Annotated in this window: 22 protein-coding genes; 9 read left to right on the top strand and 13 right to left on the bottom strand. The window is 58.5% G+C overall.

From position 1 onward, the window contains the following. Positions 1-32: 32 nt before the first annotated feature. The 4 genes from SHM7688_RS12120 to SHM7688_RS12105 all read right to left on the bottom strand — a co-directional run bounded on the left by SHM7688_RS12120 (position 33) and on the right by SHM7688_RS12105 (position 4,579). Positions 33-734 carry a DUF6778 family protein gene (locus SHM7688_RS12120; protein WP_188128110.1) on the bottom strand — a complete coding sequence of 234 codons (702 nt, stop codon included), beginning with the start codon at positions 732-734 and terminating at the stop codon, positions 33-35. 229 nt (positions 735-963) lie between these two features. Continuing rightward, positions 964-1,233 (bottom strand): hypothetical protein, encoded by a 270-nt coding sequence (locus SHM7688_RS12115; RefSeq protein WP_058240185.1) that lies wholly within the window; start codon positions 1,231-1,233, stop codon positions 964-966. Between the two features lies 1 nt (position 1,234). After that, positions 1,235-4,072: a [protein-PII] uridylyltransferase family protein gene (locus tag SHM7688_RS12110; RefSeq protein WP_058240184.1), complete on the bottom strand. Its 2,838-nt coding sequence runs from the start codon at positions 4,070-4,072 to the stop codon at positions 1,235-1,237. A 150-nt stretch (positions 4,073-4,222) separates the two neighbouring features. Next, positions 4,223-4,579 (bottom strand): nuclear transport factor 2 family protein, encoded by a 357-nt coding sequence (locus SHM7688_RS12105; protein WP_223229208.1) that lies wholly within the window; start codon positions 4,577-4,579, stop codon positions 4,223-4,225. 321 nt (positions 4,580-4,900) lie between these two features. Between SHM7688_RS12105 and SHM7688_RS12100 the strand changes: the two genes are divergently transcribed. Further along, positions 4,901-5,326, top strand: a complete 426-nt coding sequence (locus SHM7688_RS12100; protein WP_058240182.1) for a DUF2852 domain-containing protein — start codon at positions 4,901-4,903, stop codon at positions 5,324-5,326. A gap of 90 nt (positions 5,327-5,416) precedes the next feature. Next, positions 5,417-5,881, top strand: a complete 465-nt coding sequence (locus tag SHM7688_RS12095; protein WP_058240181.1) for an RDD family protein — start codon at positions 5,417-5,419, stop codon at positions 5,879-5,881. Positions 5,882-5,956: 75 nt separating this feature from the next. Here SHM7688_RS12095 and SHM7688_RS12090 read toward each other — a convergent pair whose 3' ends face one another. The 3 genes from SHM7688_RS12090 to SHM7688_RS12080 form a co-directional block, all read right to left on the bottom strand. Next, positions 5,957-8,311, bottom strand: coding sequence for a TRAP transporter large permease (locus SHM7688_RS12090; protein ID WP_058240180.1), 2,355 nt, complete (start codon positions 8,309-8,311; stop codon positions 5,957-5,959). 17 nt (positions 8,312-8,328) lie between these two features. Continuing rightward, entirely contained in the window at positions 8,329-9,243 is a 915-nt protein-coding gene (locus SHM7688_RS12085) for a TRAP transporter small permease subunit (RefSeq protein WP_058240179.1), read from the bottom strand. Between the two features lie 120 nt (positions 9,244-9,363). Beyond that, positions 9,364-10,446 carry a TRAP transporter substrate-binding protein gene (locus tag SHM7688_RS12080; RefSeq protein ID WP_058240178.1) on the bottom strand — a complete coding sequence of 361 codons (1,083 nt, stop codon included), beginning with the start codon at positions 10,444-10,446 and terminating at the stop codon, positions 9,364-9,366. 247 nt (positions 10,447-10,693) lie between these two features. Between SHM7688_RS12080 and SHM7688_RS12075 the strand changes: the two genes are divergently transcribed. The 4 genes from SHM7688_RS12075 (at position 10,694) to ilvN (ending at position 15,602) form a co-directional block, all read left to right on the top strand. Continuing rightward, positions 10,694-12,121 (top strand): cache domain-containing protein, encoded by a 1,428-nt coding sequence (locus SHM7688_RS12075; protein ID WP_058240177.1) that lies wholly within the window; start codon positions 10,694-10,696, stop codon positions 12,119-12,121. Continuing rightward, complete coding sequence (locus SHM7688_RS12070) at positions 12,118-12,801, top strand: response regulator transcription factor (RefSeq protein ID WP_058240176.1); 684 nt, start codon at positions 12,118-12,120, stop codon at positions 12,799-12,801. The genes SHM7688_RS12075 and SHM7688_RS12070 overlap by 4 nt, the downstream gene beginning before the upstream one ends. A gap of 471 nt (positions 12,802-13,272) precedes the next feature. Next, the gene (locus SHM7688_RS12065; RefSeq protein ID WP_058240175.1) at positions 13,273-15,027 is read left to right on the top strand and encodes an acetolactate synthase 3 large subunit; all 1,755 of its coding nucleotides are present in this window, start codon (positions 13,273-13,275) and stop codon (positions 15,025-15,027) included. Positions 15,028-15,038: 11 nt separating this feature from the next. Next, on the top strand, positions 15,039-15,602 hold the full coding sequence (gene ilvN / locus SHM7688_RS12060) for an acetolactate synthase small subunit (RefSeq protein ID WP_058240174.1): 564 nt from the start codon (positions 15,039-15,041) through the stop codon (positions 15,600-15,602). A gap of 233 nt (positions 15,603-15,835) precedes the next feature. On the opposite strand, the gene SHM7688_RS12055 is transcribed toward ilvN, so the two are convergent. Further along, positions 15,836-16,120 (bottom strand): hypothetical protein, encoded by a 285-nt coding sequence (locus tag SHM7688_RS12055; protein ID WP_058240173.1) that lies wholly within the window; start codon positions 16,118-16,120, stop codon positions 15,836-15,838. Between the two features lie 251 nt (positions 16,121-16,371). Here SHM7688_RS12055 and SHM7688_RS12050 point away from each other — a divergent pair, with 251 nt between their 5' ends. Continuing rightward, on the top strand, positions 16,372-17,187 hold the full coding sequence (locus SHM7688_RS12050; RefSeq protein WP_058240172.1) for a helix-turn-helix domain-containing protein: 816 nt from the start codon (positions 16,372-16,374) through the stop codon (positions 17,185-17,187). 7 nt (positions 17,188-17,194) lie between these two features. Here SHM7688_RS12050 and SHM7688_RS12045 read toward each other — a convergent pair whose 3' ends face one another. The 3 genes from SHM7688_RS12045 to prfB all read right to left on the bottom strand — a co-directional run bounded on the left by SHM7688_RS12045 (position 17,195) and on the right by prfB (position 20,829). After that, positions 17,195-17,926, bottom strand: a complete 732-nt coding sequence (locus SHM7688_RS12045) for a DUF2189 domain-containing protein (RefSeq protein ID WP_058240257.1) — start codon at positions 17,924-17,926, stop codon at positions 17,195-17,197. A gap of 167 nt (positions 17,927-18,093) precedes the next feature. Next, a complete protein-coding gene (locus tag SHM7688_RS12040) occupies positions 18,094-19,521 on the bottom strand; it encodes an amidase (RefSeq protein ID WP_058240171.1) in 1,428 nt (475 codons plus the stop codon). Between the two features lie 180 nt (positions 19,522-19,701). After that, positions 19,702-20,829, bottom strand: a complete 1,128-nt coding sequence (prfB, locus tag SHM7688_RS12035) for a peptide chain release factor 2 (protein ID WP_058240170.1) — start codon at positions 20,827-20,829, stop codon at positions 19,702-19,704. A gap of 230 nt (positions 20,830-21,059) precedes the next feature. On the opposite strand from prfB, the gene SHM7688_RS12030 reads away from it, so the two are divergent. Continuing rightward, entirely contained in the window at positions 21,060-22,871 is a 1,812-nt protein-coding gene (locus SHM7688_RS12030) for a sensor domain-containing diguanylate cyclase (RefSeq protein ID WP_058240169.1), read from the top strand. 55 nt (positions 22,872-22,926) lie between these two features. Here SHM7688_RS12030 and SHM7688_RS12025 read toward each other — a convergent pair whose 3' ends face one another. Further along, positions 22,927-23,895 (bottom strand): sodium-dependent bicarbonate transport family permease, encoded by a 969-nt coding sequence (locus tag SHM7688_RS12025; protein WP_058240168.1) that lies wholly within the window; start codon positions 23,893-23,895, stop codon positions 22,927-22,929. A 135-nt stretch (positions 23,896-24,030) separates the two neighbouring features. Here SHM7688_RS12025 and SHM7688_RS12020 point away from each other — a divergent pair, with 135 nt between their 5' ends. Then, positions 24,031-24,963 (top strand): hydrogen peroxide-inducible genes activator, encoded by a 933-nt coding sequence (locus SHM7688_RS12020; RefSeq protein ID WP_058240167.1) that lies wholly within the window; start codon positions 24,031-24,033, stop codon positions 24,961-24,963. Here SHM7688_RS12020 and SHM7688_RS12015 read toward each other — a convergent pair. Further along, complete coding sequence (locus SHM7688_RS12015) at positions 24,944-25,777, bottom strand: energy transducer TonB family protein (protein ID WP_144432574.1); 834 nt, start codon at positions 25,775-25,777, stop codon at positions 24,944-24,946. The two genes, SHM7688_RS12020 and SHM7688_RS12015, sit on opposite strands and share 20 nt — an antisense overlap. Between the last annotated feature and the right edge of the window lie 317 nt (positions 25,778-26,094).

The raw sequence follows: 26,094 nt of genomic DNA, 5'->3' as shown, positions 1-26,094 counted from the left end.
GGCGCCTCACGCTCCTCTCTCTTGGGCCGCGTTCAGCCCTGTGCGGCCACCGAGGATGCGGCTGGGGATGGGGATGTCAGCTGCGTGCCAATCGGCTCCAACGGGCGAATAGATTGCGTGACGCCGCGCTCAGGGGCCACAAAGCCCTCCGCTTTGGTCAGCTCTTCGCGCACGACCCGTGCCAGATGCTGTGTGATACGGTACTTCTGTGTCAGACCACGGGATTCCGCCACTACGGCCTTCTGCCCGCCATAGCCCACAAGACTCGCCTTGATCGGCTTGGGGCCGCGCAGGACCACGCCGGTATCAGGGTCGATAATGGTCATGGTAAAGCTGATGGAGTGCACACCGCCCACGGTGTAGCGCGTTTTTTCGGTCAAAGCGTGAAAGCGGGCCACTTCGATCTCTACTTTGACCGGTTTGATCCCATCCAGAGGCCCCGCCCCTAGACGCAGGCTCTCTTCAAAGATCGCCTGCACCTGCTCATGACGATTGCCATAGGCTTCACCGCGCCAGACGATATCGCCCCCCGGGTAATACATATTGGATTCCGACACCACGAGTGTCTTGGGTACAGAAACGTCAAAACCGGCCAACTGATAGGACGGCGCCGGCGCCACAAGCCCGCTGGGCGCGGCCTCATAGGGCAGGTTCCGGCTCGCGGTTTCGACCGAGGCACAAGCGCTCACACCCAGCCCCAAAACCATCGCTGCGATCACACGTACTAAAGTCATTTCCCACTCCTCAGACCGTTTGGGTCTCTGTTAGTTCCATCGTCACAATGCTGACGAAATGGGGCGGGATTGCGACAGCTGAGGGACCATTCGGGGGAATTGTTAAAGTTTTACTCAAACACGTCGCAACGCGCTTGAGACATCAAGTTACTCCCAAAACACTTGCGGCTTAGGACCAAATGCCTGGCGTTTAATTGGCTGGGTTTAGGTCATTTAAGTTATTTGATTTTCAATCTCTTGGACGGCTGCGCCAGCCGCCACGACGGCGAGGGTTCGCCATCTTTACGCGGCCGTCTTGCAGGACCTGTGTCATGGGATGGTCAGGTGCCTGTGCAGCGAATGCTGACAAAAGTACCTCAATCGCATCCCGACTGTCGATCCCCTCCGGCACCGACAAAGCCCAATCCAGAAAAATGGAACGGCACTCCGCCGCAGTGATGCCTTCGATGCGATAGCTTTCGTGTATCAATCCTTTGGGATCGCAGTGCGACAGGTCCATATTATACCTCCCCAGTGGGCAGCGCATCGCACCGCGCGAGCGCATCTTCAATCAGCTTGGCCGCCGTGCTGCAGGACGTCTGCAGATGTGCCATCAACGCCTCCATATCCTGCGCCCCAGTCTCACGCAGCAAGAAGGCGCGGCCACCTTCCCCAATACTGTCCGGATCAATGGTTTGGCCAGACAGAAGTTTGGAGGCCAGCTGTACCTGCCAACAAAGCCGATAGGTGGTAGCAAGGTCTGAGGACTCAGCGGCGCTCAGCCACCCAATTGCGACACCTGCCTGCAATCCCTGCGTCACTGTGCGGCGCGGGCTGCCCGCAAGAAGCGCGGCTGTCTGACTGAGCAGTTCGATGTCTTGAAGCCGCCCAGCGCCAATCTTGGCATCCCAAGGCCCATCCGGAGCCTTCGCCGCCGCAATCCGCCCCCGCATCTCTGCCACATCGGCACCCACGCACGCAGCCCCCGTACCCGCACCAGCCTCAGTGCCAGTGCCAGTTTCCGCTTTGAGCACCTCTTGGCGAAAGGCTTCAACCTCTGCCATCAACGCCGGTGCCCCGGTCACAGGGCGCGCCCGCGTCAGCGCAAGATGCTCCCAGGTCCAGGCCTCGTTCTCCTGATAGTTCTTAAAGGAGGGCAAGGAGGTGGCAACCGGCCCCTGTGTGCCCGAAGGGCGCAGGCGCATGTCCACCTCATAGAGCCGCCCCTGTGCCATAGGCGCGCTGATCGCCGTCACCAAGGCCTGTGTGAACCGTGCATAATAAGGCCGCGCCGCCAGAGGCCGCCGACCTTCAGAGGCCTCCACACCATCCGCATCATAAATCACAATCAGATCCAGATCCGAGGTCGCATTCAAACGCTGCGCCCCAAGAGACCCCATGCCAAGCACCATGGCCCCGCGCCCCGGCATCGGCCCGTGCTTTTGAGCAAAATGATCCGCCACCGGCTGCCACAACCCGGCCAGCACCGCATCCGCCAGATCCGCATATTGCCGCCCGGCCTCCTCCGCACCAATCAGCCCCCGCAGATGATGCACGCCAATGCGGAACTGCCATTCCTTGGCCCAGCGCCGCGCGCCGTCAAGCTGATGCTCATAATCGCTCTCCCGCGCCAGCCGCTCTGTCAGGTCTTCCGTCAGGGCGTTCACACCGGGCCAGCCGGTGAAGAAACTGCCCCCAATCACTGCATCAAACACGCCCGAGTTGCGCGACAGATGCTGGGCCAGCGCTGGTGCCGTACCAACAATATCCACCAAAAGATCAATCAGTTGCGGATTGGCTTCAAACAGGGAAAACAGCTGCACCCCGGCGGGCAGACCACGCAGGAAGCCATCCAGCGCCAAAAGCGCCTCATCCGGCCGCGCCGTCTGCGCCAGCCGCCGCAGCATCTCCGGGCGTACACGTTTGAAGATTTCCACGGCCCGCGGGCTGCGCAGAGCCGGATAGGTCTGCCAGCGCTCAAGAATGCGCTCATCAAAGGCATGCGGCGCAACCTCCCCCGCATCCGCAGCACAGGCGGCATCTGGCGCAAAAAAGCCTTCGGTCATCTCATGCACTTCGCCGATGCGGCGGCGCAGCTCGTTTTGGATGTCCGCCACATCGCGCCCCATCAGGCCGGCAATGCGCCCCCAGCCTTCCGCCCCTTTGGGCAAACGGTGCGTCTGCGCATCCCCCACCATTTGTATCCGGTGCTCCACCTCGCGATGAAAGCGGTAGTGATCCGCCAGCCCCTCAGCCACTTCTTCAGGCACCCAGCCGCGCGCCGCCAGCTTGCGCAGGCCCGGCACTGTGTGACGATCCCGCAGATAAGGATCCCGTCCTCCCGCAATCAACTGACGGGTCTGGGTGAAAAACTCGATTTCCCGAATGCCGCCGCGCCCAAGCTTCATGTCGTGCCCATCCAGCTCCAGCGCGCCGCCAAGGCCCTTGTGCTCCCGAATGCGCAGCCGCATGTCATGGGCGTCCTGAATGGCCGCGAAATCCAGATGTTTGCGCCAAACAAAAGGCGTCAACGTGGTGAGAAACCGCTGCCCTGCCGCCAGATCCCCCGCAGAAGGCCGCGCCTTGATATAGGCCGCCCGCTCCCAGGTGCGCCCCAGACTTTCATAATAGCGCTCCGCAGTTTCCATGGCGATACAGACCGGTGTGACCGCCGGATCAGGCCGCAGCCGCAGATCGGTGCGAAACACATAACCATCGCCGGTGATGTCGTTGAGCATCGCGGCCATCTTGCGTGTGGCCCGGATGAAACTGGCGCGGGCATCGTGATAGTCATCCGGATCAAAGCGGGTTTCGTCAAACAGGCAGATCAGATCAATATCAGAACTGTAGTTCAGCTCATGCGCGCCCATTTTGCCCATGGCAATAGAGACCATCCCCCCCGCTGTGGGGATATCATCTTCGGTGGCCCCCGGCAGTTTCTTGCGCCGGATTTCCGCACCAATGGTGGCCTCCAGCGCCAGCTGGCTGGCTAGGTCGGCAAAATCCGTCAAGGTCCCGGTGACCTTTTCCAAGCTCCAAACCCCAGCCACATCTGCCAGCGCCGTCAACAGTGCCACCCTGCGCTTGGCCGCACGTAAGGCGGTGGGCCGCTGATCCGGTGCCCCGGCCCGCAGCTCTGCCATCAAAGCGGCCAATGCGGCATCCGCATCCTGCAAGGCCTCAGGCAGCCATGTCGCCTCTTTATGGATCAGACTCTTCAGATAGGGGCTGGAGCCCCCCACCCCATAAATCAGCTTGGCCAGATCGCCTGATAGGCCGGGCACAGCCTCCAGCGCTTCGGCCCCAAGGGCAGGATCATAGGCATGTGGCAGGCGGGTGATATGCGACTCAAAAGACATGGGCGGACTTTGCAGAGCGCGTCAGGCGAGGTCAATCCGCTGCGCTGCCGCAGGGCGGGCAAGCCGCCCGGGGGTGAAGGGGGCCAGCCCCCTCTTGGCTGCGCCAATTCACCCCCGGGATATTTTTGGCCAAATGAAGCGCGGCAGCGACTATTTGCGCAGTGGCGTGTCCTGACTGAAGCTGTTGCGCCATTGCCCCTCCCGCAGTTCCCAGAGCGAGGTGATCAACATGACCTCCCAGACCTCTGAATCGACCCTTTGATAGGCCGCCCTGTAACTTAAAAGCCCGGCACGCTCTGAAATCTGACGCAGATGCAGATCACTCAGGTCATAAGCTGCAAAGCTGGGGCCATCTGACACTTGCCCGGTATGGGCCTCTTTTCCGGCGAAACCGTCGGGATAAACCCCCAGAAAATCATCGGTCAACAGGGCACCATCGGCTGCGCTGTCGCCACGCACCAAGGCCTCCCAGACCTGAGTTTCCAGCGCAACAAGTCGAGATTTCATATCTTTCTCGTGTATCATGGCCGCACAGTTCCCTGCTTTTGACAAAAACGCAAATCCACTTTGAGCACAGCAGAACTGAAATTTTACGCGCCAGCGGCGCAGGGGACGGCGTATAAAAACCGCAGCCTGCGCCGAAATCCGGCCCAATGCAGCAATAATACAGAGTAAAATAATAATTTTTATCAACAGGCTAACGTCAAAATGTAAAAAGAATTCACATTCATGCTTGCATTCTCACCGACCGGTGCCAATTTAGATAATGTGAAAGCGATTTACATATAGCCTCACACCGCACACAGACACATAATCTCGGAGACCCCCATGACCCCTGCCGCAACCGCCCATAACGCCGACACACAGCACCTGAGCTGGTTTGGCAAGTGCGAGGCCTGGCTCGACAGCAAAGGCAAAGGCGCCTGGATCGCTGCCATGGTGCTTGGCTTTGTGTTCTTCTGGCCCGTCGGACTGGCCCTGCTTTTCTACATGATCTGGAGCAAAGATATGTTCAAAAAATCTTCCCGCAGCCGTGGCTGTTCGCGCCGCATGCATGTGATGACCTCCACCGGCAACAGCGCCTTTGACAGCTACCGTGATGAGACCCTGCGCCGTCTGGAAGACGAGCAGAAGAGCTTTGAGGACTTTCTCGAACGCCTGCGCGCCGCCAAAGACAAAGCAGAGTTTGATCAGTTTATGGATGAGCGTGCGCACAAGGCCGCTGATGCGCGCCGCGAAACCGAAGAGGCCTGATCTCTCTTAAATGCAAACGCGGTGCAGGAGCCCCTTCTGCACCGTTTTTCTCCGCCTGCCTGCTCTGCACATATTTCAAGAAAGACCCCAATGACCCAAGCCACCACAGATCGACGCAGCTATGCGCTGCCTGATCCTGACACCCAATCTGAGTTTTATCAGGATGTGACCTTCAAGCGCGCTCTCGCCTGGGTCACCGACAGCGCGCTGGTCTTTGTGCTCTGCGTTTTGGTTCTGCCGTTTACCGCCTTCACAGGTCTGTTGTTTTTTGGCGGGCTGGTGCTTGTTTTTGGGTTTGCCTATCGCGTGGTCACCCTGACCACAGGGTCGGCCACATGGGGCATGCGGCTGATGTCGATTGAAATGCGCCAATCCGATGGCGCGCGGTTTGATCTGGGCGCTGCGTTTTTGCATACATTGGGCTATCGCGTCTCTGTCATGTTCCCGATCCTGCAAATCATTTCCATCGTGCTGATGCTCACCTCGGCACGCAAACAGGGGCTGACCGATCATGTTATGGGCACAGTCGCCATAAACCGCGCCGCGCGTTACTGATCCCGCCGCATATGTCCGCAGAACGCAAAACGGGGGCCCAAAGGCCCCCGTTTCTTTATGTCTGTTGCGCGGTGATCAGTTCCCGATCAGCGCAGGCAGGATGGTCACGATCGATGGGAAGAACCAGAGGATCGCAAGCCCCAGCACCTGAATGAGCACAAAGGGGATAATGCCCTTGTAGATGTGCCCCGTCGTGACTTCCTTGGGCGCCACGCCGCGCAGATAGAACAGCGCGAAGCCAAAGGGCGGCGTCAGGAAGGAGGTCTGCAGGTTCACAGCAATCATGATGGTCACCCATTTCGGATCGAAATAAGAGCCATAGATCACGGGGCCGACAATCGGGATCACGATGTAGATGATCTCCAGGAAGTCGAGCACAAAGCCCATCACAAACAGCACCACCATCACGATCAGGAAGACTTTGAGCTCATTGTCAAAGGACTTCAGGAACTGCTGGATATAATGCTCCCCGCCAAAGCTGATCACCACCAGATTGAGCAGCTGCGAGCCGATCAGAATGGTGAAGACCATGGAGGTCACCTTGGCCGTTTCCCGCACAATCGGAGACAGCACCTTGCCGCGGAACAGCACCCAGCACCCATAGAGCAGACCAAACATCGCAAAGAGATAGGCGCCCTTTGCAACGAAGAATGCAATCAGGTTCTCTGTGGCCACATCGGTCTGGTTCACCCGCAGATCAAAGTTCACCCCGACCAGGATCATGATGATCACGGCAAAAGTGGACCAGATGATGATTGCGCCAGATTTCTCCTGATCCTTCAGCTTGCGATAGGCCGCCAGCATGATGGCCCCACCCGCGCCCAGCGCCGCAGCCGGCGTCGGGTTGGTGATGCCACCCAAAATGGACCCAAGCACCGCAATGATCAGCACAAGCGGCGGGAACACCACACGCAGCAGATCATTTTTGCTCAGCAGACCCGCCGCATAGCGCACCCCATACAGGGTCATCGCCAGAGGCAGTGCCACAAAGATCAGCGTCCAGCCCGGCGTGGTTACCGGCGAGATCAATGCAATGTCCACACCCAGCGCCAGCAGAACACCCGCCCCGCCAATCAGCAGAGGACGGCTGTCCGCGCTCGGAGAAACACCCCGTGCTGTGGTCAAAACCAGTGCCAGCAGCAAGAAGCCAATCGCAATGCCAGAGCCGATCGGCGCTGCCGCCGCGATCTTCTCGACACGTTGTGTGGCGCGTTCTTCTTCGGTCAGTGCACGCGCTTCCGCCACACCACCTGCCGCATCGATCTCCGCCTGCTCCGCAACCGCGGTGTCCCAGGCAAGTTGACCATGCAGGTCAATCATGGAGGCCTGACATTCGGCACTCACATTGGTGCGCAGGCTTGCGGTTTTACCCGCATCCGAGAAGCTGTCCACAATCACGTTCTGAGAGCCAATCACATTGACCTGTCCCAGCAGGATCACACCCGCGATCAGTGCCGCAGGCACGCCAAGGAACCATGTGAGACCTTCGCCACGGGTGATTACCTCACCTGTGCTCTCCCCAAACTCCACCGCTGGGGCTTCTTTCGGGTTAAACAGCGCATAGCCAAAGGCATACAGCCCATAAAGCACCGCCAGCATGATGCCGGGGATCAGCGCCGCCTGGAACAAGGTGCCAACGGACACCACCGCAGGCTCACCCAGATAGGTCAGTGCATCCGAACATCCGGCAACCTGTGCGCGGTCTTCCTGCGCTGCAGAGTAGAGATCCCCCGCCAGCGTGCCCAGAAGCACGATCACAATGGAGGGCGGAATGATCTGCCCCAATGTGCCGGAGGCCGCAATCACACCGGTCGCCAGCTTTGGGTTATAGCCATTCTTGAGCATGGTGGGCAGCGACAGCAGCCCCATGGTCACAACGGTTGCCCCCACGATGCCGGTAGAGGCTGCAAGGAAAGCCCCCACAACCACAACCGAGACCGCCAGACCGCCGGGCAGCGGGCCAAAGACGCGCGCCATGGTGGTCAGCAGATCGTTTGCGATCTTGGAGCGTTCCAGCGTGATCCCCATCAGAACAAACATCACAACCGCCAGCAGCGTTTCGATGGATTGTCCCGCAAGCACACGCTCGTTCATACGGTTGACCACAAAACTGATGTTGCGGTTCAGCGCCTGCTCCCAGCCGCCTGCAAAAACAGGATAGGCTTCGGTGGGGAGGTCCGGATATCGGAAGATCGATATTTTGTCGGGTTTCACACCCTGCGCGATCAGATCGGCATACATGGCCGAGCCGGTATCAATGGCCTGGTGAATAAGAATGCCGGCGCTGTCCAGCGCGGCGATGATCGCAAAAGAGATCACCCCTGCCCCACCGATGGCAAAGGCCACCGGAAAGCCGGAGAGAATGCCCCCAAAGAGGCAGAGAAAGACGATAATCAGGCCGATCTCGACCCCATCAAGTCCAAATAGCATTGGTTCTGCCCCTATACTCAGTGTGTGCCTTCATAGGCTTCTTCGCCCTCGCCCAGCGTATCGCGGTCGAGGTACTTGCCTGCACTGCCGGCACCTTCTTTGAACTCCAGGTAGGAGCGGTAGAAGAAGGCAATCGCCTGCAGGAAGACCATGGCGGCAAAGGCCACCAGAAGCACTTTGAAGAGGAAATACGCGTTAAAGCCGTTGGGAGAGAAACCAATGGTTTCTACGTTCCACTTAAGAATACGCGCCTTTTTGAGCAACAATTCCAGCTTGTCGGAAGCGGAGACTTTTGGCGTCACCAGATGGCGCCACATGAAGTACCAGCCATACATCCATGTCAGCACAGCCACAGGCATCATGAAGATCAGAGATCCAACCATGTCAATCACCCGCTTGGCGCGGTGGCTGATGCCGGAATAGATCAGATCCACCCGCACGTGACCGCCCTGCACAAAAGTGTAGGTGGCACAAAGACAAACGATCATGGCGTTATAAAGCTTGAGCTCTTCCGCCCACCAGCTCACATCCGCGGTCAGGAAATCGACATTCCAGATCAGTGAAATTTCCGCCACGGTAAAGATCCGCTGCATGAAAACGATCACGATCTGCTGTAACACCATCAGCAGGCCTGCCCAGGCAAAAAAGCGGCCCACGGTGTTGGCAAAGCCTTCCAGCACGCGCACGCAGCCCCACATGATATTGGTGCGCCACATCCCGATCGCCGTCACGATCAGGAAGAGTGTAAACACCGCAAAGAAAAATTCGACCGAGCCACCATAATAGACAAACCGCATCAGCGCCTGTTTGTCTTCGGTGGTCTCAAGGCCGCCAATCCAGCTCAGCCACATGCCCGGATGCAAAAGCGCGTAGCCCGCATTCACAAAAGCTTGGCCGATGTTGGAAAAGAACCAGACCAGACCGTCCAGCATTGCCCCTCATCCCCTTATTGTTTGAGTGGTCAGACAGCGCGCTCCCACGACCAACTGTCCGGTTTTGCAAAAGGCCCCCCGGAGAGTTCCGGGGGGCCGTTTTGTCTTGCTTGTCAGGCCTTAGCCCAGAACGCGGTCGCGCTGCGCGCGGTAGACGCCTTCAGATTTCACCAGCCAGCCGGAGGAGGCACGCATGGAGGTCTCAACGGAGGCACGGATCTTGGCGAAGAGCTCGTCATCCATGTAGCCGTCCAGAGTTTCCTTGGCTGCGCCACCCATTGCGTCCCAAACGCTGTCTGGGAATTCCAGAGTTTTCACGCCACCGGCCTGCAGACGCTGAAGCGCGGCACCGTTGTTGTTGAGGAACTGTGCAAGGTTCCACTGGTGCGCGGCAGCTGCTGCGGTTTCGATGATCTTCTGGTGTGCCGGAGACAGGCTGTCATAGACTTCGCGGTTGGTCGCCAGCGACAGACCCGCGCCTGGCTCGTGGAAGCCTGCGGTGTAGTAGAACTTGGTGATTTCCTGGAAACCAGCTTTTTCATCCGCCCATGGGCCGATCCACTCGGTGCCGTCGATCGCACCAGATGCCAGCGCCTGATACACCTCGGAACCTGGAAGGTTCTGAACGGAGGCACCCATTTTGCCCAGCGCCTGACCACCCAGACCTGGCATACGGAATTTCAGACCCTGGAAGTCTTCAGGGCCATTGATCTCTTTGGAGAACCAGCCACCTGCCTGCGCACCGGTGTTACCTGCGAGGAAGGATTTCAGACCGAAGATTTCGCCCAGCTCATCATGCAGAGCCGCGCCTTCACCGTGGTAGTACCAGTTCACCAGTTCCTGCGCTGTCATGCCGAAAGGCACGGCGGTGAAATAAGCGTAACCTGGGTGCTGGCTTACGAAGTAGTAGTCAGCCGCGTGATACATGTCAGCCTGACCTGCAGTCACAGCGTCAAACACTTCAAACGCGCCAACCAGTTCGCCAGCGGCTTTGATTTCCACGGTCAGGTCACCACCGGACATCGCAGTGATGGTGTCTGCTGCATACTGAGCCGCGTCAAACACGCCAGCCAGACCACGACCCCAAGAGGTCACCATGGTCAGGGTACGCTTGCCGGTTGCATATGCCGGTGCGGCCAGAGTGGTGGCTGCGGCTGCGGTACCGCCCAGAGCAGAAGTTTTCAGAAAAGAACGACGATCCATATAGGTTTTCCTCCCAGAAATTGTTCAGCCCGACACCTGCAAAGAGACTCCGGGCGGATCGTTGAAGTGGCGCGAGCCTAGCTCTGACCCTACGTAGAAGAAATACCCACTACCGCGTAGAAAGCGATCAAATGGCAAAAAAGTCGAACCAATTTGGCTTTGAAACTTGCCACCCGCCGGATTGGTAGCGCCAAAAATTGCGAATCTCTCCTTTGATTCGCGGTAAAACTTCCGTAACGAATCAAATATGCGCTCTTTGCTGACCCGTTTGCGACCCTCCTATGGCCAGAAACTCTTTTTGCTGGCCACCCTGCCCCTGCTTTTGGCTGTGGCAGCGATTTCTTGGCTGGTGGCCAATCAATCGCGCCAATTGGCCGAACGCGAAATCCGCGCGCTGGAAACCCAATTGATCGAAGCCAAGAAAGCCGAGCTTCAGAACTATATCTCCATCGCCCGCACCGCTTTCGTGAATATCTACGGCCGCGCCGCCCCCGATGATGAAGAGGCCAAGCTTGCGGTCACGCAGATCCTCTCCTCTATGCTTTATGGGCAGGATGGTTATTTCTTTGTGTTTGATTATGACGGCAACAATCTGGTCAGCCCGCGCCAGACCTATCTGATTGGCAAGAACTGGCGGGGCATGACCGATCTCAATGGCACAGAGATCATTGATCCCCTGATCGAAATCGCCCGCACCGGAGGCGGCTATCACAGCTTTGACTGGGCCAAGCCCTCCACGCTGGAAACCGCCCGCATGGTCACATATGTGGTCGGCCTTCAGGACTGGCAATGGGTTGTGGGCACCGGCATCTTCATTGACGACGTGCTCGACAGCGTGGCCGCCGCCCGTGCGGATGTGGAAGAGCGCGTACAGCGCACCTCGCTTTATATCCTGATCATCACCGTGGCCGCGCTGCTCTTGGTGTTCTTTTCCGGCTTTGTCATCACCGTGCGCGAGCGCCGCCTGGCCGACGCCAAGCTCAAGGCGCTGACACAACGCGTGTTTGACGCTCAGGAAGAAGAGCGCGGGCGTGTGGCGCGCGAACTGCATGACGGCATTTCCCAATTGCTGGTCGGCGTTCGCTATGCGCTGGACAGCGCGCGGCGCCGACTGAAATCCGGGGACGACCGCGGGCTGGAGTCGCTGGAGAAAGGCATCGGCCACCTTTCCGGGGCCATTCAGGAAGTGCGCCGCATCTCCCGCGATCTGCGGCCCGGCGTCTTGGATGATCTGGGGCTGGGTCCGGCGCTTAAGGCGCTGACTGATGACTTCTCCACACGCACGGCCATTTCCGTGGATTTCAACACCGTAGTGTTCCGCAACCGGCTCGATCAGGACGCAAAAATTGCCCTCTACCGGATCGCTCAGGAAGCGCTCACCAATATCGAACGTCATGCGGGCGCCACCGCCGTGACCATGGATGTGCGCGGGCATAAGAAAGGCGCCACATTGCGCATTGCCGACAATGGCTGCGGCCTGCCTCAGGAAAGTGAGCGCGCCTCGCTGGGGGGCCTTGGATTGCGCAACATGCAGGAACGTGTGGAACAGCTGGAAGGCACGCTGCGCATCTTCTCATCTCGCTCTGGCACCGTAATTGTGGCAGAAGTGCCGCTAAGTCACATCCTGACGCCCCAGACTGAGGGCTCCGACAATACCAGAAAGGCGCGCGCATGACCGACCACGCCCCAGATGAGCTGCCAGAGCATACCCCTGATAGTGCTGTGAAAGTTGTGATCGTCGATGACCACCCCATGGTCGCGGAAGGCATCGAATCCATTCTGGAAAGCTATGAGGGAATCGCTGTGGTCGGCACGTTGAGCAATGGGCGCGAAGCGGTTGATCAATTGCCAAAACTGCGCCCCGACGTGGTTTTGATGGATCTCAACATGCCTGAAATCGGTGGACTGACGGCCACAGAGATGCTTTTGGAACGGGACCCGGATCTGCGGGTTCTGATCCTGTCGATGCACGACAGCCCCGAGTATATCTCAACCGCGCTGAGCCATGGCGCCATGGGCTATGTGCTCAAGGATGTGCCCACCGAGGAAATCAAAACCGCCATTGACGCGGTGATGCGCGGCGAGCGCTATCTCTGCACCGGGGCGCAAGGCTCTCTGGCTCCGTCAAAAACCTCAGAGCGCGAACCGCTCACAAGCCGGGAACAAACCGTTCTGCTGGAACTGGCGCAGGGGAAGTCCAACAAACAGGTCGCCATCGATCTCGATATCTCCGTGCGTACGGTAGAAACCCACCGCAAGAACATCAAACGCAAACTCGGCATTTCCTCCACCGCCGGGCTGACCCGCTACGCTATGGAACACGGCGTGCTGCAGGGCACCGGCGTGCGCCTCTAAGCGCAGCTCCCGCGCCTTCAGACCCTCTTTGAAATCCAAAGCAAAGTGCTCACGCGCCTTTGCGACACAGCAGAGCTGTGCCCATCAAAGCCTTGCGCCCGGCGCGCGCAATGGCGCGCGCGGCAGCGACACAGTCACGCGGGCCAGAGCCACACACTCTGAATCAGTCACCATGGGACCGTGATTTTTCATCAAATTTCCCCAAAGCCCCCTCGTGACGCAACAATCGCAAAGATTTTCACCCCAAAACATCAGCTTTCGGAGCTTTTCGCGGTTGACGCCGCGCCGCAGCGCCCATAAGGTCCGCTTCGAACACATTAAAGGATCCAGACGATGCAGAGGCTAGTCGTCATTGTTGGAAATAGGCGCATGGGCCGGTAACGGACACCATAACGGTACCCCATGCGCCCTCGCCCACAAGCGGGGGCTTTTTTGTGGCAGTAAAATATGTCGTCGGTAACGGAGAGAATGATGACACGTCAGATGACCGGAGCAAAAATGGTGGTTCAAGCCCTGAAGGATCAGGGTGTGGACACAGTCTTTGGCTATCCCGGAGGCGCCGTCCTACCGATTTACGATGAGATTTTTCAGCAAAATGACATCCGTCACATCCTCGTACGTCATGAGCAGGGTGCGGTGCATGCGGCCGAAGGCTACGCCCGCTCCACCGGCAAAGTGGGCGTGGCGCTGGTGACATCCGGCCCCGGCGCCACAAACGCGGTGACCGGCTTGACGGACGCGTTGCTGGATTCGATCCCGCTAGTGGTGCTCACCGGACAGGTGCCAACCTTCATGATCGGCTCGGATGCCTTTCAGGAAGCGGACACCGTGGGCATCACCCGCCCCTGCACCAAACACAACTGGCTCGCCAAAGAGACCGACACCCTGAGCGAAACCCTGCATCAGGCCTTCCATGTGGCGCGCTCCGGCCGCCCGGGCCCTGTGTTGATCGACATTCCAAAGGATGTGCAATTCGCCTCTGGCACCTATACCGCGCCAGAGAAATCGGACACCTCGATCTATGAGCCGGAAACCAAAGGCGACATCACCGCGATCAACGAGCTGGTGGAAGCGCTGGAGAAAGCCGAACGCCCGGTGTTTTATACCGGCGGCGGCGTGATCAACTCCGGCCCCAAAGCCTCCAAACTGCTGCGGGAACTGGTCGATGCCACCGGCATTCCGATCACCTCCACCCTGATGGGTTTGGGCGCCTATCCGGCATCGGGCGAAAACTGGCTTGGCATGCTGGGCATGCATGGCCTTTATGAAGCCAATATGGCGATGCATGACTGTGATCTGATGATCAACATCGGCGCGCGCTTTGATGACCGCATCACCGGTCTGATTTCGGCCTTCTCGCCGGGCTCTACCAAGGTGCATATCGACATTGACCCCTCCTCGATCAATAAGGTGATCAAGGCGGACATCCCGATTGTGGGCGATGTGGAAAGCGTGTTGACCGACATTCTGAAAGTCTGGAAGGCCCGTGGCCGCGCTGTGAACCGCGAGGCGATTGCCAAGTGGCAGGAGCAGATCAGCGACTGGCGCAAGGTCGAATGCCTGAAATACACGCAGGAAGGCAAAACCATCAAGCCGCAGTACGCACTGGCACGGCTTGAAGCGCTGACCAAAGAGCATGACCGCTACATCACCACCGAAGTGGGCCAGCACCAGATGTGGGCGGCGCAGTACCTCGGCTTTGAAGATCCAAACCGCTGGATGACCTCCGGTGGGCTCGGCACCATGGGCTACGGCACCCCGGCCTCCATCGGTGTGCAGGTCGCCCATCCCGACAGCCTCGTGATCAACGTGGCGGGTGAGGCAAGCTGGTTGATGAACATGCAGGAAATGGGCACCGCAGTGCAGTTCCGCCTGCCGGTGAAACAGTTCATCCTCAACAACGAACGCCTCGGCATGGTGCGCCAGTGGCAGGAGCTGCTGCACGGCGAACGCTACAGCCACAGCTGGTCTGAGGCGCTGCCTGATTTTGTGAAGCTCGCCGAAGCCTTCGGCGCCAAGGGCATTATCTGTTCTGACCCGGATGATCTGGACGAGGCGATCATGGAAATGATCAACTACGATGGCCCGGTGATCTTTGACTGTCTGGTTGAGAAACATGAAAACTGCTTCCCGATGATCCCATCAGGCAAGCCGCATAATGAAATGCTTCTGGGCGAAGCCAGCACGCAGGGCGCGATCGAGGCCGGCGGCGCGGTTCTGGTGTAAGGAGAAAGATCATGGCTGCTCTAAAAATCAAAAAAGGCTCCACGAGCCACTCCGCCTATAACCTACGTCCGAATTTCTCAGATGAGATTGAGACCCACACGCTGGCAGTTCTGGTCGACAATGAACCGGGCGTGCTGGCGCGGGTGATTGGCCTGTTCTCGGGCCGTGGCTACAATATCGAAAGTCTCACCGTGGCCGAGGTGGATCACACCGGTAAACTGTCGCGCATCACCATTGTGACCACCGGCACCCCGCAGGTGATTGAACAGATCAAGGCGCAACTGGGCCGCATCGTGCCGGTGCATGATGTGCATGACCTGACCGTCGAAGGCCCTGCGGTTGAGCGTGAACTCGCGCTCTTCAAGGTTACGGGATCTGGGGACAAACGCGTGGAGGCGCTGCGCCTTGCGGACATCTTCCGCGCCAATGCGGTGGACAGCACGCTGGAAAGCTTCGTGTTTGAACTCACCGGCGCGCCGGAAAAAATCGACGCCTTCGCAGAGCTGATGCGCCCGCTTGGTCTGGTAGAAGTGGCGCGCACCGGGGTTGCCGCACTCTCACGTGGCGCAGAGTAACCGACCAGAGGCGATTTCAACGCGAAATTATCTATAGTCAAAACGCAAACGGGAGGCTCATGGCCTCCCGTTTTTTTGTGCTTTTCCGTTTCGGGGCTTCTCCACCAAAACAGCATAAATATTTCAAAGCACCGCAGATCGTTCACAACCCGTTCAAAGGCCGTCATTTCACTGCTGGCGGCTCTGAACTGTTCCTTGGGCCAGAGGAACGACATTTGTGCCTTTCCCCTGTGTCATGCGCAGCTTGTGTCCCTCAAACTGCATTTGTTTACCAAATCTTCTGCCGCAGCCACCGCCACACGTTGAAGATTATACGCCGTTCGCCGCTGTTCAGTCACACACACATCAAACAAAAGCATATCCCCAACCCCAAGCGCCACAGAGGCGGTCTCTTCATTGGGTCCATGATCCATCACACCCTCCTTGGCCCCATCAAAATAGGCAAGGTCACGATGATCTTCACACCAAATTACGGCTTTGCAGCGCTCTGGATCACTCCAAAGTACCACACCAAACATGTTTTCTCCCCAGTTGTTAAATGCCCCATGCTATGTCGCTTAAAAACACGCAACTCTGTCGTCCCCGAAATTGAGAACGTTTTCGAACTCCTTATTGGGTTGCACCACAGGTTGCATTTTGTGTCAACCTAGGAGCATTATGACGCTAGTTGGCATCATTTTTTTATCAAAAAACATCTTCAATAGTTGCAATTCGATCCCGATATCCTCCAGAACACCGTAAATTGCACCCCCAAACACAGGCATGCACTATGCAAGACCCAGAAGGCCCAACCAGTCTAAGCTCTCCTCCTCTGGAGTTGCGCAAGATGTTTGGTCGCAATCTGCGTGAACTGGCCGCCCCCTATCGCTCTGTCGCCAGCCTGTGCCGCGATCTTGGCATCAATCGCACGCAATTTAATCGCTATCTGTCCGGCGACAGTTTTCCACGACCTGATGTTTTGGCTCAGATCTGTGCTTTCTTTGACGTCGATGCCCGCATCCTTCTGGAGCCGATATCCAGCGTTCTGGAAAAGCCAGGCGTATATAATCATCCCTATCTCTATGAATTCCTCGGTCTGCGCTCACGCAGCCTGCCAGAGGAGATTTTCCCATCGGGGTTCTATCGCTTCTCCCGCAAAAGCTTCATTGAACCCGACCAACTGCTCGTTGGTATGATCCATGTGTTTCGACAGGATTGCTATGTGTTTGTACGCGGTTTTGAACCACGCAGCGCCATGCGGGCGCAGGGGTTGCCCCTACAAAGCCAACTGCGTGAATTCAGAGGCGTGGTGTCGCCACAAGATGACGGGGTCTCTTTTACCGTCGCCCATCGCAGCAATGCCGCCACCACGTTCAATTACCTCAGCCGTGCAGCCACTTTTCACAACAGCTACTGGCTTGGCTACACCGCACTGCCGACGCGTGCCACCATGTCAGGCCGCCGCGTGACACAGGTTGTCTATGAGCATCTGAACTGCCCCTTTGCTGACGTCATGAAAGCCGCGCGTCAAACCGGATATACCACGGTGGAGGGTTTGCCGAAATTTCACGCCAACTATCTACAGCTCGACAAACCGTTCACCTGAACACGCCTCAATCCGCAGGACTCCCTGCCGCCTTCACCTGTGCATATAGATGCCAGCTCGCGTGGCCGAGCACAGGCAACACCACAAACAGCCCCAGAAAACCTGGCAACATCGCTGCAAATGTGCTCACAGAAATCACCGCAGCCCAAAGCATCATAACGAGAAAATTCTGCTGTACGCATTGGAAACTGGTGATCATGGCGGTCACAAAATCCACCTCACGATCAAGCAGCAACGGCAGAGACAGCACCGTGATCATATACAGCAGCAGCGCAAAGAGAAATCCCACCACAGATCCAAAGCTCAGCATCATCAGCCCATTGGCCGACAGATAGACCTCCATGGAGCTGGACACATTGGTCATCGTTGACAGGCCCAGAAACAGCGCAAAGATCATATGCGCCAGAAAGAACCAGAACAGAAACACGATGATGATCACCGCGCAGATCGATGGGAGTTGCCGTTTGCTCTGGCGCAACACCACGCCCGCAATGTCCGGCCAATCCATCGCCTGCCCCTGCTCCAGCCGATGTGACACCTCATAGAGCCCCACGGCTGCAAATGGTCCAATCAGAGGAAAGCCGATGGCCGCAAACGTCAACCAGTAGCTCTGCCCACTGGCCACCGTCAGCCATGTCATCGCCCAGCCTCCCAGCACATAGAACAACGCAAAGCCGAGGCCATAGATCGGCTTGCGTGTAAAATCGCGGATCCCGCGGCGCAGGGCCTTGCCCAGCATGGCCGTTGTGACAGCACCCAGCGGAGGCACACCATGCTCCAGCTCGTTTTCCGCTGCCTGCGGCGCGCCTGCTGCACGATCCGCGGTTGCTTGTGCTGTCTCCTCCAAGACGGCTCCTCCCAGTTATGTCTCCTCAGAGAGGATCAAAGCGGCTTTGGACGGTAAAATCAACCATCAGACGCAACCGGAGGGCGTCTTTGCGGCCACTGGGTTGCAACATGATAGGCTTGCGCGATTTCCAGCACCCGCCTGTCCTGCCCCTTGGCACCGATCAACTGAATGCCCATGGGCAATCCGCGCGGATCAAACCCCACCGGCAGGCTGATCGCAGGCAATCCCAGAAGGCTCGCAGGCACCATGACCTGCATCCAGCGATGATAGCTGTCCATGGCCACCCCGGCGATCTCGCGCGGCCAGTCCCAGTCTGCGTGGAAAGGAAACACCTGTGCCACGGGAAGGGCCAGCACATCATATTCCTCAAACAGAGCCGCCGCTCGTGCGAACCATGCCGAGCGTGTTTTTGTGGCGCGATGCAGCGCCAGTGCGCTCAAATCAAGGCCGCGCTGGATCTCCCATTGTGCCGCAGGTTTCAGGCGGTCGCGTTTACGCGTGTCCAGATAAAGCGGTGCCAGCTCCCCTGCGAGCGCAAAGGCACGCAACACGCTCCAGCTCTCAAACATCTCTTCTGCATCAAATGGCGCCGGAAGCTCTGACACCTCCGCACCCAGCGCCGCCATTTCAGCAAGCCCCGCTTCGCAGAGGGTCACGATCCCTGCTTCCATCGGCATCGCCCCGCCCCAGTCCTTCAGCCAGCCAATGCGCGCGCCAGACATATCCCCCTGATCGCCAATGTCCCAGTCCTGCTCTGGCATATTGAAGGGCACAGCAGGGTGATCTTGCGCCATCACCGACAGCAGCAGGGCACAATCTCTTGGGCTGCGCGCCATGGGACCAATGGTGGAGAGCTGCTGCCAGAAGCTTTCCGCCCCCGGCTCACGCGGCACCACGCCCCAACTTGGCCGGAACCCATAGACATTGTTCCATCCCGCCGGATTGCGCAGACTGCCCATCATATCGCTGCCATCCGCCAAGGCCACCATGCCCAGCGCCAGCGCCGCACCGGCGCCACCCGAGCTGCCCCCAGCCGTCCGCCTGCTGTCATAAGGGTTTACCGTCACCCCATGCACAGGGTTGTAGCTGTGCGAGCCAAGCCCAAACTCCGGCACATTGGTCTTGCCAATGAAGATCGCGCCCGCCGCCCGCAACTGGGCCACGAAGACACTGTCTCCCTCTGAAATGCGATCGGCATAAAGCGGGCTGCCCTCGGTGTTGCGCGTGCCTTTGACATGGGCCAGTGCTTTGATCGCCATGGGCAGACCATGCAGCGCACCGCGCGCGTCATAGGGCACCGCATCCGCCGCGCGCGCCTCTGCAATCAACGCCGAAGGGTCACGCACATCCACAATCGCGTTGACCGCCTCATTGCGCGCGGTAATACGATCCAGCGTTGCCGCCATCACCGCTTCTGCCGTCAGCCGCCCTTCCCTGAGCGCGGCGACAAGCACCGCAGCATCCCAATCCAAAAACGCGCTCATCCGCTTCTCCCCTCAGCAGCAATCGCAGCACGAAGCTCCGCTCAGGGCAAGTCACAAAGGAAAAAGGCGCACCTTTTTAGCGCACGCCTTCACATCTTCACCTTGGATCCTGATCACCCAATCTGGTGCAAAACATCCCGCAACCTGTTCAGAGGCTCACCCTCTGATTGCGACATCTGATCATTCATCCGCCTGCGCGTCAGCACGACTCATACCTGCCACATCCATGGCCAGCGTTGCCGCCATAAACCCATCCAGATCGCCATCCAACACACCTTTGGTGTCACTGGTTTCATGGCTGGTACGCAGATCTTTGACCATCTGATAGGGCTGCAACACGTAAGAGCGGATCTGGTTGCCCCAGCCCGCATCCCCTTTGGCTTCATGGGCCGCGTTGATATCCGCATTGCGCCGATCCAGCTCCATTTGATAGAGCCGCGATTTCAACGCTTTCATGGCAATATCACGGTTCTGGTGCTGCGACTTCTCCGAACTGGTCACCACAATGCCCGTAGGATTGTGGGTGATCCGCACCGCAGAGTCGGTGGTGTTCACGTGCTGACCACCAGCCCCGGAGGAACGGTAAGTGTCAATTCTGATATCGGCCGGGTTCACCTCAATCTCAATATTGTCATCAACCACAGGATAGACCCAGACAGAGCTGAAGGAGGTGTGACGCTTGGCGGCGCTGTCATAGGGCGAAATCCGCACCAGACGGTGCACGCCGCTCTCTGACTTCAACCAACCATAGGCATTGTGGCCAGAAATCTTATAAGCCGCTGATTTGATACCCGCTTCTTCACCGGCAGTCTCCGACTGCAACTCGACCTTATAGCCTTTTTTCTCAGCCCAGCGCACATACATCCGCGCCAGCATCGAGGCCCAGTCACAGCTCTCCGTGCCGCCCGCACCGGAGTTGATCTCAAGGAAGGTGTCATTGCCATCCGCCTCGCCATCCAGCAGCGCTTCAAGCTCTTTCTCTGCGGCCTTTTCCGCCAACGCCTTCAGCGCGGCCTCGGCCTCAGCGACAACCTCATCATCCTCTTCCATCTCGCCCAATTCGATCAGCTCGACATTGTCGTTCAACTCGGTCTCGATGGATTTCACTGTGTCCATGGAATCCACCAGAAGCTGGCGTTCCCGCATTAACTTTTGCGCGCCCTCTGCATCATTCCAGAGATCCGGGTCTTCAACCCGCGCATTGAACTCTTCCAGACGATAGGCAGCAGTTTCCCAATCCATACGCTGGCGCAAAAGGGTCAGGGATTTCTCGATCTCTGTGACAGTGTTTTGAGCTTCTGCGCGCATGGGTCTTGGCCTTTTATGAGGTTCAGATCAGGGTGATAGCGCAGAGCCGCAAAGGGGGCAAGATGGCTCGCAAAAGCCCTTGTGCCGATCCAGTCAACTTCTGGCTGTGGCAAGGGCAAATCCACGCGCGTTTTACCACAAATTGTCGAGGGAAAGCCAAAAGGGATTTTACCAATCCCTTAACCTTTGTTGCGAAAATCGAAGGTGATCTTCAGTCTAGGATTCCTCCCATGCGCAGGTTCGCCAAACTCACTTTCACTCTCTTATTCGGCCTCTCCGGGCTGGCTGTTGCCATCTTCGGCGTGCTGCAGATCTCCCTCCCGATTGTGGAACGGTTGATGGAGTCTGACATTCGCAAACACTCAGAGCTCTGGCACCGCCGCGTGATCCTCCATCTGGAAGATCCTGACAACTCATTCATCGCAGGCGGGCTGACATCAGAGGATATTTCCTATCTGCAATTGCTGCCTGAAGCCTCCGATGTCTATCGCTTCAAGCTCTACAACTCCTCAGGCACGGTAATCTGGTCCACCCGGCCAGAGGACATCGGCTATCTCGATATCGAACACTTCCCCAAAGAAGCCCTGCAAAACGGCATCACATCTTACCACCGCGAGCAAAAACCAGCCTCCGAAATTGACGGTCTGGTCCTGCATGCATTGTCTGAGGATGTCTCCACGCATGAGGTTGCGGAAATCTTCGAACCGGTAATTTCGGGCGGCGCGGTCATTGGCGCGATGGAATTTTATACCGACATCACCGACGTGCGCAAAACCTTCCTGCTGCGCGTGCGCGTCCTGCTGTTTGCACTCACCGCATTGGCCATTGCCACCGTCGGCGTGGTGGCTGTGCTGTTGTTTCGCTCAAACCGCAGACAGTACCGCGCCCTCACCCGCCGCAGCGCCAAAGAGAAGGATCTCCTCAACGAACAGCTCAAACTTGCCCGCAATGTCAAACTGCTGGGCGAGCTGAACGAATGGCTGCAATCCAGCCGCTCTCTGGATGAGCTGTTTGACATGGTCAAACGCTTCATGACCCACCTCCTGCCTGACAGCGAGGGCAGCATCTACGTCTATTCCAACTCCCGCGATGTGCTGGATGGCTGGGCCAGCTGGAATGGCGGCAATCACAAAGATCACATCCACCCGGATGAATGCTGGGGCCTGCGCCGCGGTCGCACCTATGAATACGGCGACAGTGAAATCAACTTCACCTGTTCTCACGCCGAGCCGCACAATGACCACCCTTACTTCTGCTTCCCCATTCTGGCGCATGGCGAAACCGTCGGCCTGCTGCACCTACGCGCCAAAAGCAAAGATGCGGAGATCTTTCATGCCAACCGCGATCTGGCGCAGATGTGCTCTGAACAGATTTCCATGGCGATCGCCAATGTGCGCATGCGCGACGAACTGCATGACCAATCTGTGCGTGACCCGCTCACCGGCCTGTTCAACCGTCGCCATATGACAGAAACCCTGCGCAAAGCCATCAATGACAGCCAGCGCAGCACAGATCCCTTCTCGGTGATCGCCATTGATGTGGACCACTTCAAGAAATTCAACGACACCCATGGCCATGATGCCGGTGACATGGTGCTGCGCGCCGTGGGCTCGGTGCTGCAACAGGATTGTGATGGTGACGAGGTGGCCTGCCGTCCCGGTGGTGAGGAATTCACCGTGATCCTGCCCAATTGTGACCGCGAGACCGCACAGGAGCGGGCCGAAGGTCTGCGCAGCGCTGTGGAAAACATCAAGGTGCGCTACGGTGAGAAAACCCTGCCGCGCGTGACCATTTCCGTCGGTCTTGCGATCTTCCCGGAGCATGGCACCCTGCCTCAGATGCTCCTGCGCAGCGCGGATGACGCGCTCTATCAGGCCAAAGCGCTTGGTCGGAACCGGGTTGTGCTGTCAGATACTCTGGAAAATGGCGAAGCCCCCGGTGAACTTTGGGCCTTGCCTGACGCGCGCGATCAGGATGCGCCCGACACCGCGAAAGACAGCGACACCACCGCTGCAGAGCCGCTGACGAAGAAAGCCGGATAGGCCACCTCAATCACAGAGAAACAAGGCCCCATCCGCATGATGGGGCCTTTTCGCGTCACAACAGGGTCGCCAGCGCATAGTAGATCGGCATCCCCAGTGTCAGGTTGAAAGGAAACGTCACGCCCAGCGCCAGAGACAGGTAAATGCCCGATTTGGCCTGTGGCAGCGCCAGCCGCATCGCCGCCGGCACCGCGATATATGAGGCCGAGGCGCTCAACACCATCATCAGGAAGCTGCCCCCGTCCGACAGCCCCACAAGCTTGGCCGCCGCCAATCCAAACAGGCTCCCGACCAGCGGCATCACACATCCAAAGATCAGCACCCCGCCAGAGATATCTTTGCGGTTTGCCAACAGGCTCTTGCCCGCAGACAGCCCCATATCCAGCAGGAACAGCGCCAGCACGCCAGTGAACGGCACCACAATAAAGGGATGCAGATCATTGAGCCCCTTTTCCCCCGTGACGGCGCCAATCGCAAAGGCGCCCAACAGCAGCACAATAGAACCATTGCCAAGGATGTGGCGCAGCAACGCGCCGCCCATCACCACCTGCCCGCTCTTGCGCGCCGCCAGCCAGAGCGCGGACATGATCGCAGGCACCTCCATCGCCGCCGCCACGGCCACCATATAGCCTTCTGAGGCCACCCCACGCGCCTCCAGCAGGTTCACAGCGGTGACAAAGGTCACAATGGAAATAGAGCCGTAGTGCCCAGCCACCGCCGCCGCATTGAGCCCATCCAGCCGGGTCATCACCCGCAGCAGCCCATAGGCCACAAAGGGCAACACAAACGACAGCACCACCCCCGCCCCCAGTGCAGACAGCAGATGCCCATCCACCCCGCTTTTGGCCACCGCCGCCCCGCCTTTGAACCCAATCGCCATCAATAGGTAGATCGACATGAACTTCGCCGCCCCCTCAGGGATCGACAGGTCACTGCGCGCGATGGCAGCCACCAATCCGAGCACAAAAAACAAAATGGTCGGCGCGAGCAGATTGCTCGCCAGAGCGGCGATTGAGAGTTCCATAGCTGTCCCTTCTGACGGTGCTGATCCCTGGCCAGCTGTGGCGCGGATCTTTTGGTCTGTGGGCCGCTATATCTGTTGCCACATACATAGATTCAAATATATGATACCTCTGTTTTTCATAGTTTGAGGCTATGCATGCGCCCCACCTTGCGCCAATTGGAATACATCGTTGCCGTGGCGGACACCGGCCAGATCGGTCTGGCCGCCGCCCAGCTCAACGTCAGCCAACCCAGCCTTTCCGCTCAACTCTCAGAGGTTGAGGCGGATCTGGGCGCGCCGCTGTTTCAACGCGGGCGCAGCGGTGCCAAAATAACCCCCGTGGGCGAGGATGTGGTCAGACGTGCTCGACAAATCCTACATGAACACAAAGACTTGCGCGCCGCAGCTCAAGGCGGCGGGATCTTTCAGGGCCGCCTGCGTCTGGGGGTTTTGCCGTCCATCGGCCCCTATCTTCTGCCCGGCGTGGTACAACGGCTCCACCGTGAGCACCCCCACTTCCGCCTGATTGTACGCGAAGAGAGTACCCGTGATCTTGATGAAGGTCTGCGCAGCGGTCGGCTCGATATGATCATCTCCACCCCCGAGGACCATCCCGGTGCCCAGTCCACCCATCTGTTTACCGAACAGCTCTGGGCCGCGCTGGCGCTTGATCACCCGTTGCGCAGTCCGCAGGGCACCCTGCCGCTCAACGCGCTGTCAGGCCAGACCCTGCTCACACTGGGGTCCGGTCATCGGCTGTCACACATTGTGGCGGGCCTCGCTGCCAGCGCTGGCGGGCGGGTATCCGATGAGTATGAGGGCACCAGTCTGGACGCCATTCGCCTGATGGCAGCCACCGGTGCGGGCGTGGCCATTCTCCCGTCCATCTATGCCGCCACCGAACGGCGCCGAGGCACCGATGTGCGCCTGCATCTGATCAATGATCCCGCCGCCAGCCGCGCGCTCGCCCTTGTACAGCCAAACCTGCCGCAACCACGCCCGGGCAGCGATGTGCTCGCCGACGTGCTGCAAAGCGAAGCCGCCCGTATTCTGGCCGCGCCAGACGGCGCTATTTCTGTGCAAAACTAATGGTCAGGTTGAAGCTGTGCTGCGCGCGGCCAAACCCTTCAGGTGCCTTGGGATACCGCTTGGAATGGCGCACCGCTGCAATCGCCGCCCGATCCAGCGCACGCACCCCCGAGGACGTCACAACCACAACCCGGCGCAACCGCCCATTCGCTGCCAGCGTGATCTGCACCCGCACACGTCCAGTCTGGCCCCGGGCCTTGGCCGGATACCGCTTGTTGCGCTCCACCATTTGACGCACCGCCGCCCCCCAGAGTTTTTCTGGGCTAACCTGCGCTGCACTGTTGCTGGATGAAACAGACTGTCGCCCCGTTTTCCCGGCGGAACTGCCTTTCGCATTTCCCTTGGCCTGCTGCTTTTGCCGCGTCGCCGCACTCACGGATTGCTGCTGCGGAACAGCCGTGGCGGTGCTGCTGTGACTGACAGAGGCCACGGCGGCTGGTTTCACATCCGGCGGCGGCTCATGTGGCTGCGTCACCATCTCCGGAGGGGAAAACTGATCCGGCTGCATGTCAAGCTTGGTCTGCTCTGGCACCACCAGCTTTACCTGCGCTCGCAGAGCCCGGCTTGGCAACTCTAGAGCGAGTGGCGTAGCTTCCACAGCCTTCAAACGCTGTACAACGGCGGCGGCCACCGATGGAGGGGCCTCCCAACTCTGCACCATCGCCTTGACCGCCTTTGAGGACGCCGCGAGCGACATAACAGCCTGCCCCGTCGCCCCGGAGGATTGTGGCGCGCCCTGAAAACGCACAACAAACCCCATCAACAGCACCCCCATGGCAAGGCACAGACACAAGGTAAATTGAATTGTTTTCAACGATCTAACCCCGCTTCAAGGAGACAAAAGCGGTCTGAGATCAAGGCCGCCAAAAAAACCAACCCCCGCTGTCTCACAAAGATCACACGAGGTCAGGCGGCTGGCATGTGCACATAGGGGTGGCACGGCGGGCGAAGCGTCGATCTACTCGTCTCAAGCACCTCAACTGTCAAGTCACGAATCCAAGAACAACCCGTGAATGAGTGGAAAATCGCTCATTCCCTCTTGTAGACTCAGAAAAAGGCTGACACATGGCATGTTAGCGATGCCAAAGTTCCGCAACAGGAACCTGAGCTAGCCCACATCAAAACACATTC

The organism is Shimia marina, from assembly GCF_001458175.1.
Classification (GTDB): Bacteria; Pseudomonadota; Alphaproteobacteria; order Rhodobacterales; family Rhodobacteraceae; genus Shimia; species Shimia marina.
The sequence above is the reverse complement of the archived record's forward strand: the minus strand, read 5'-3'. Positions and strand labels throughout refer to the sequence as shown.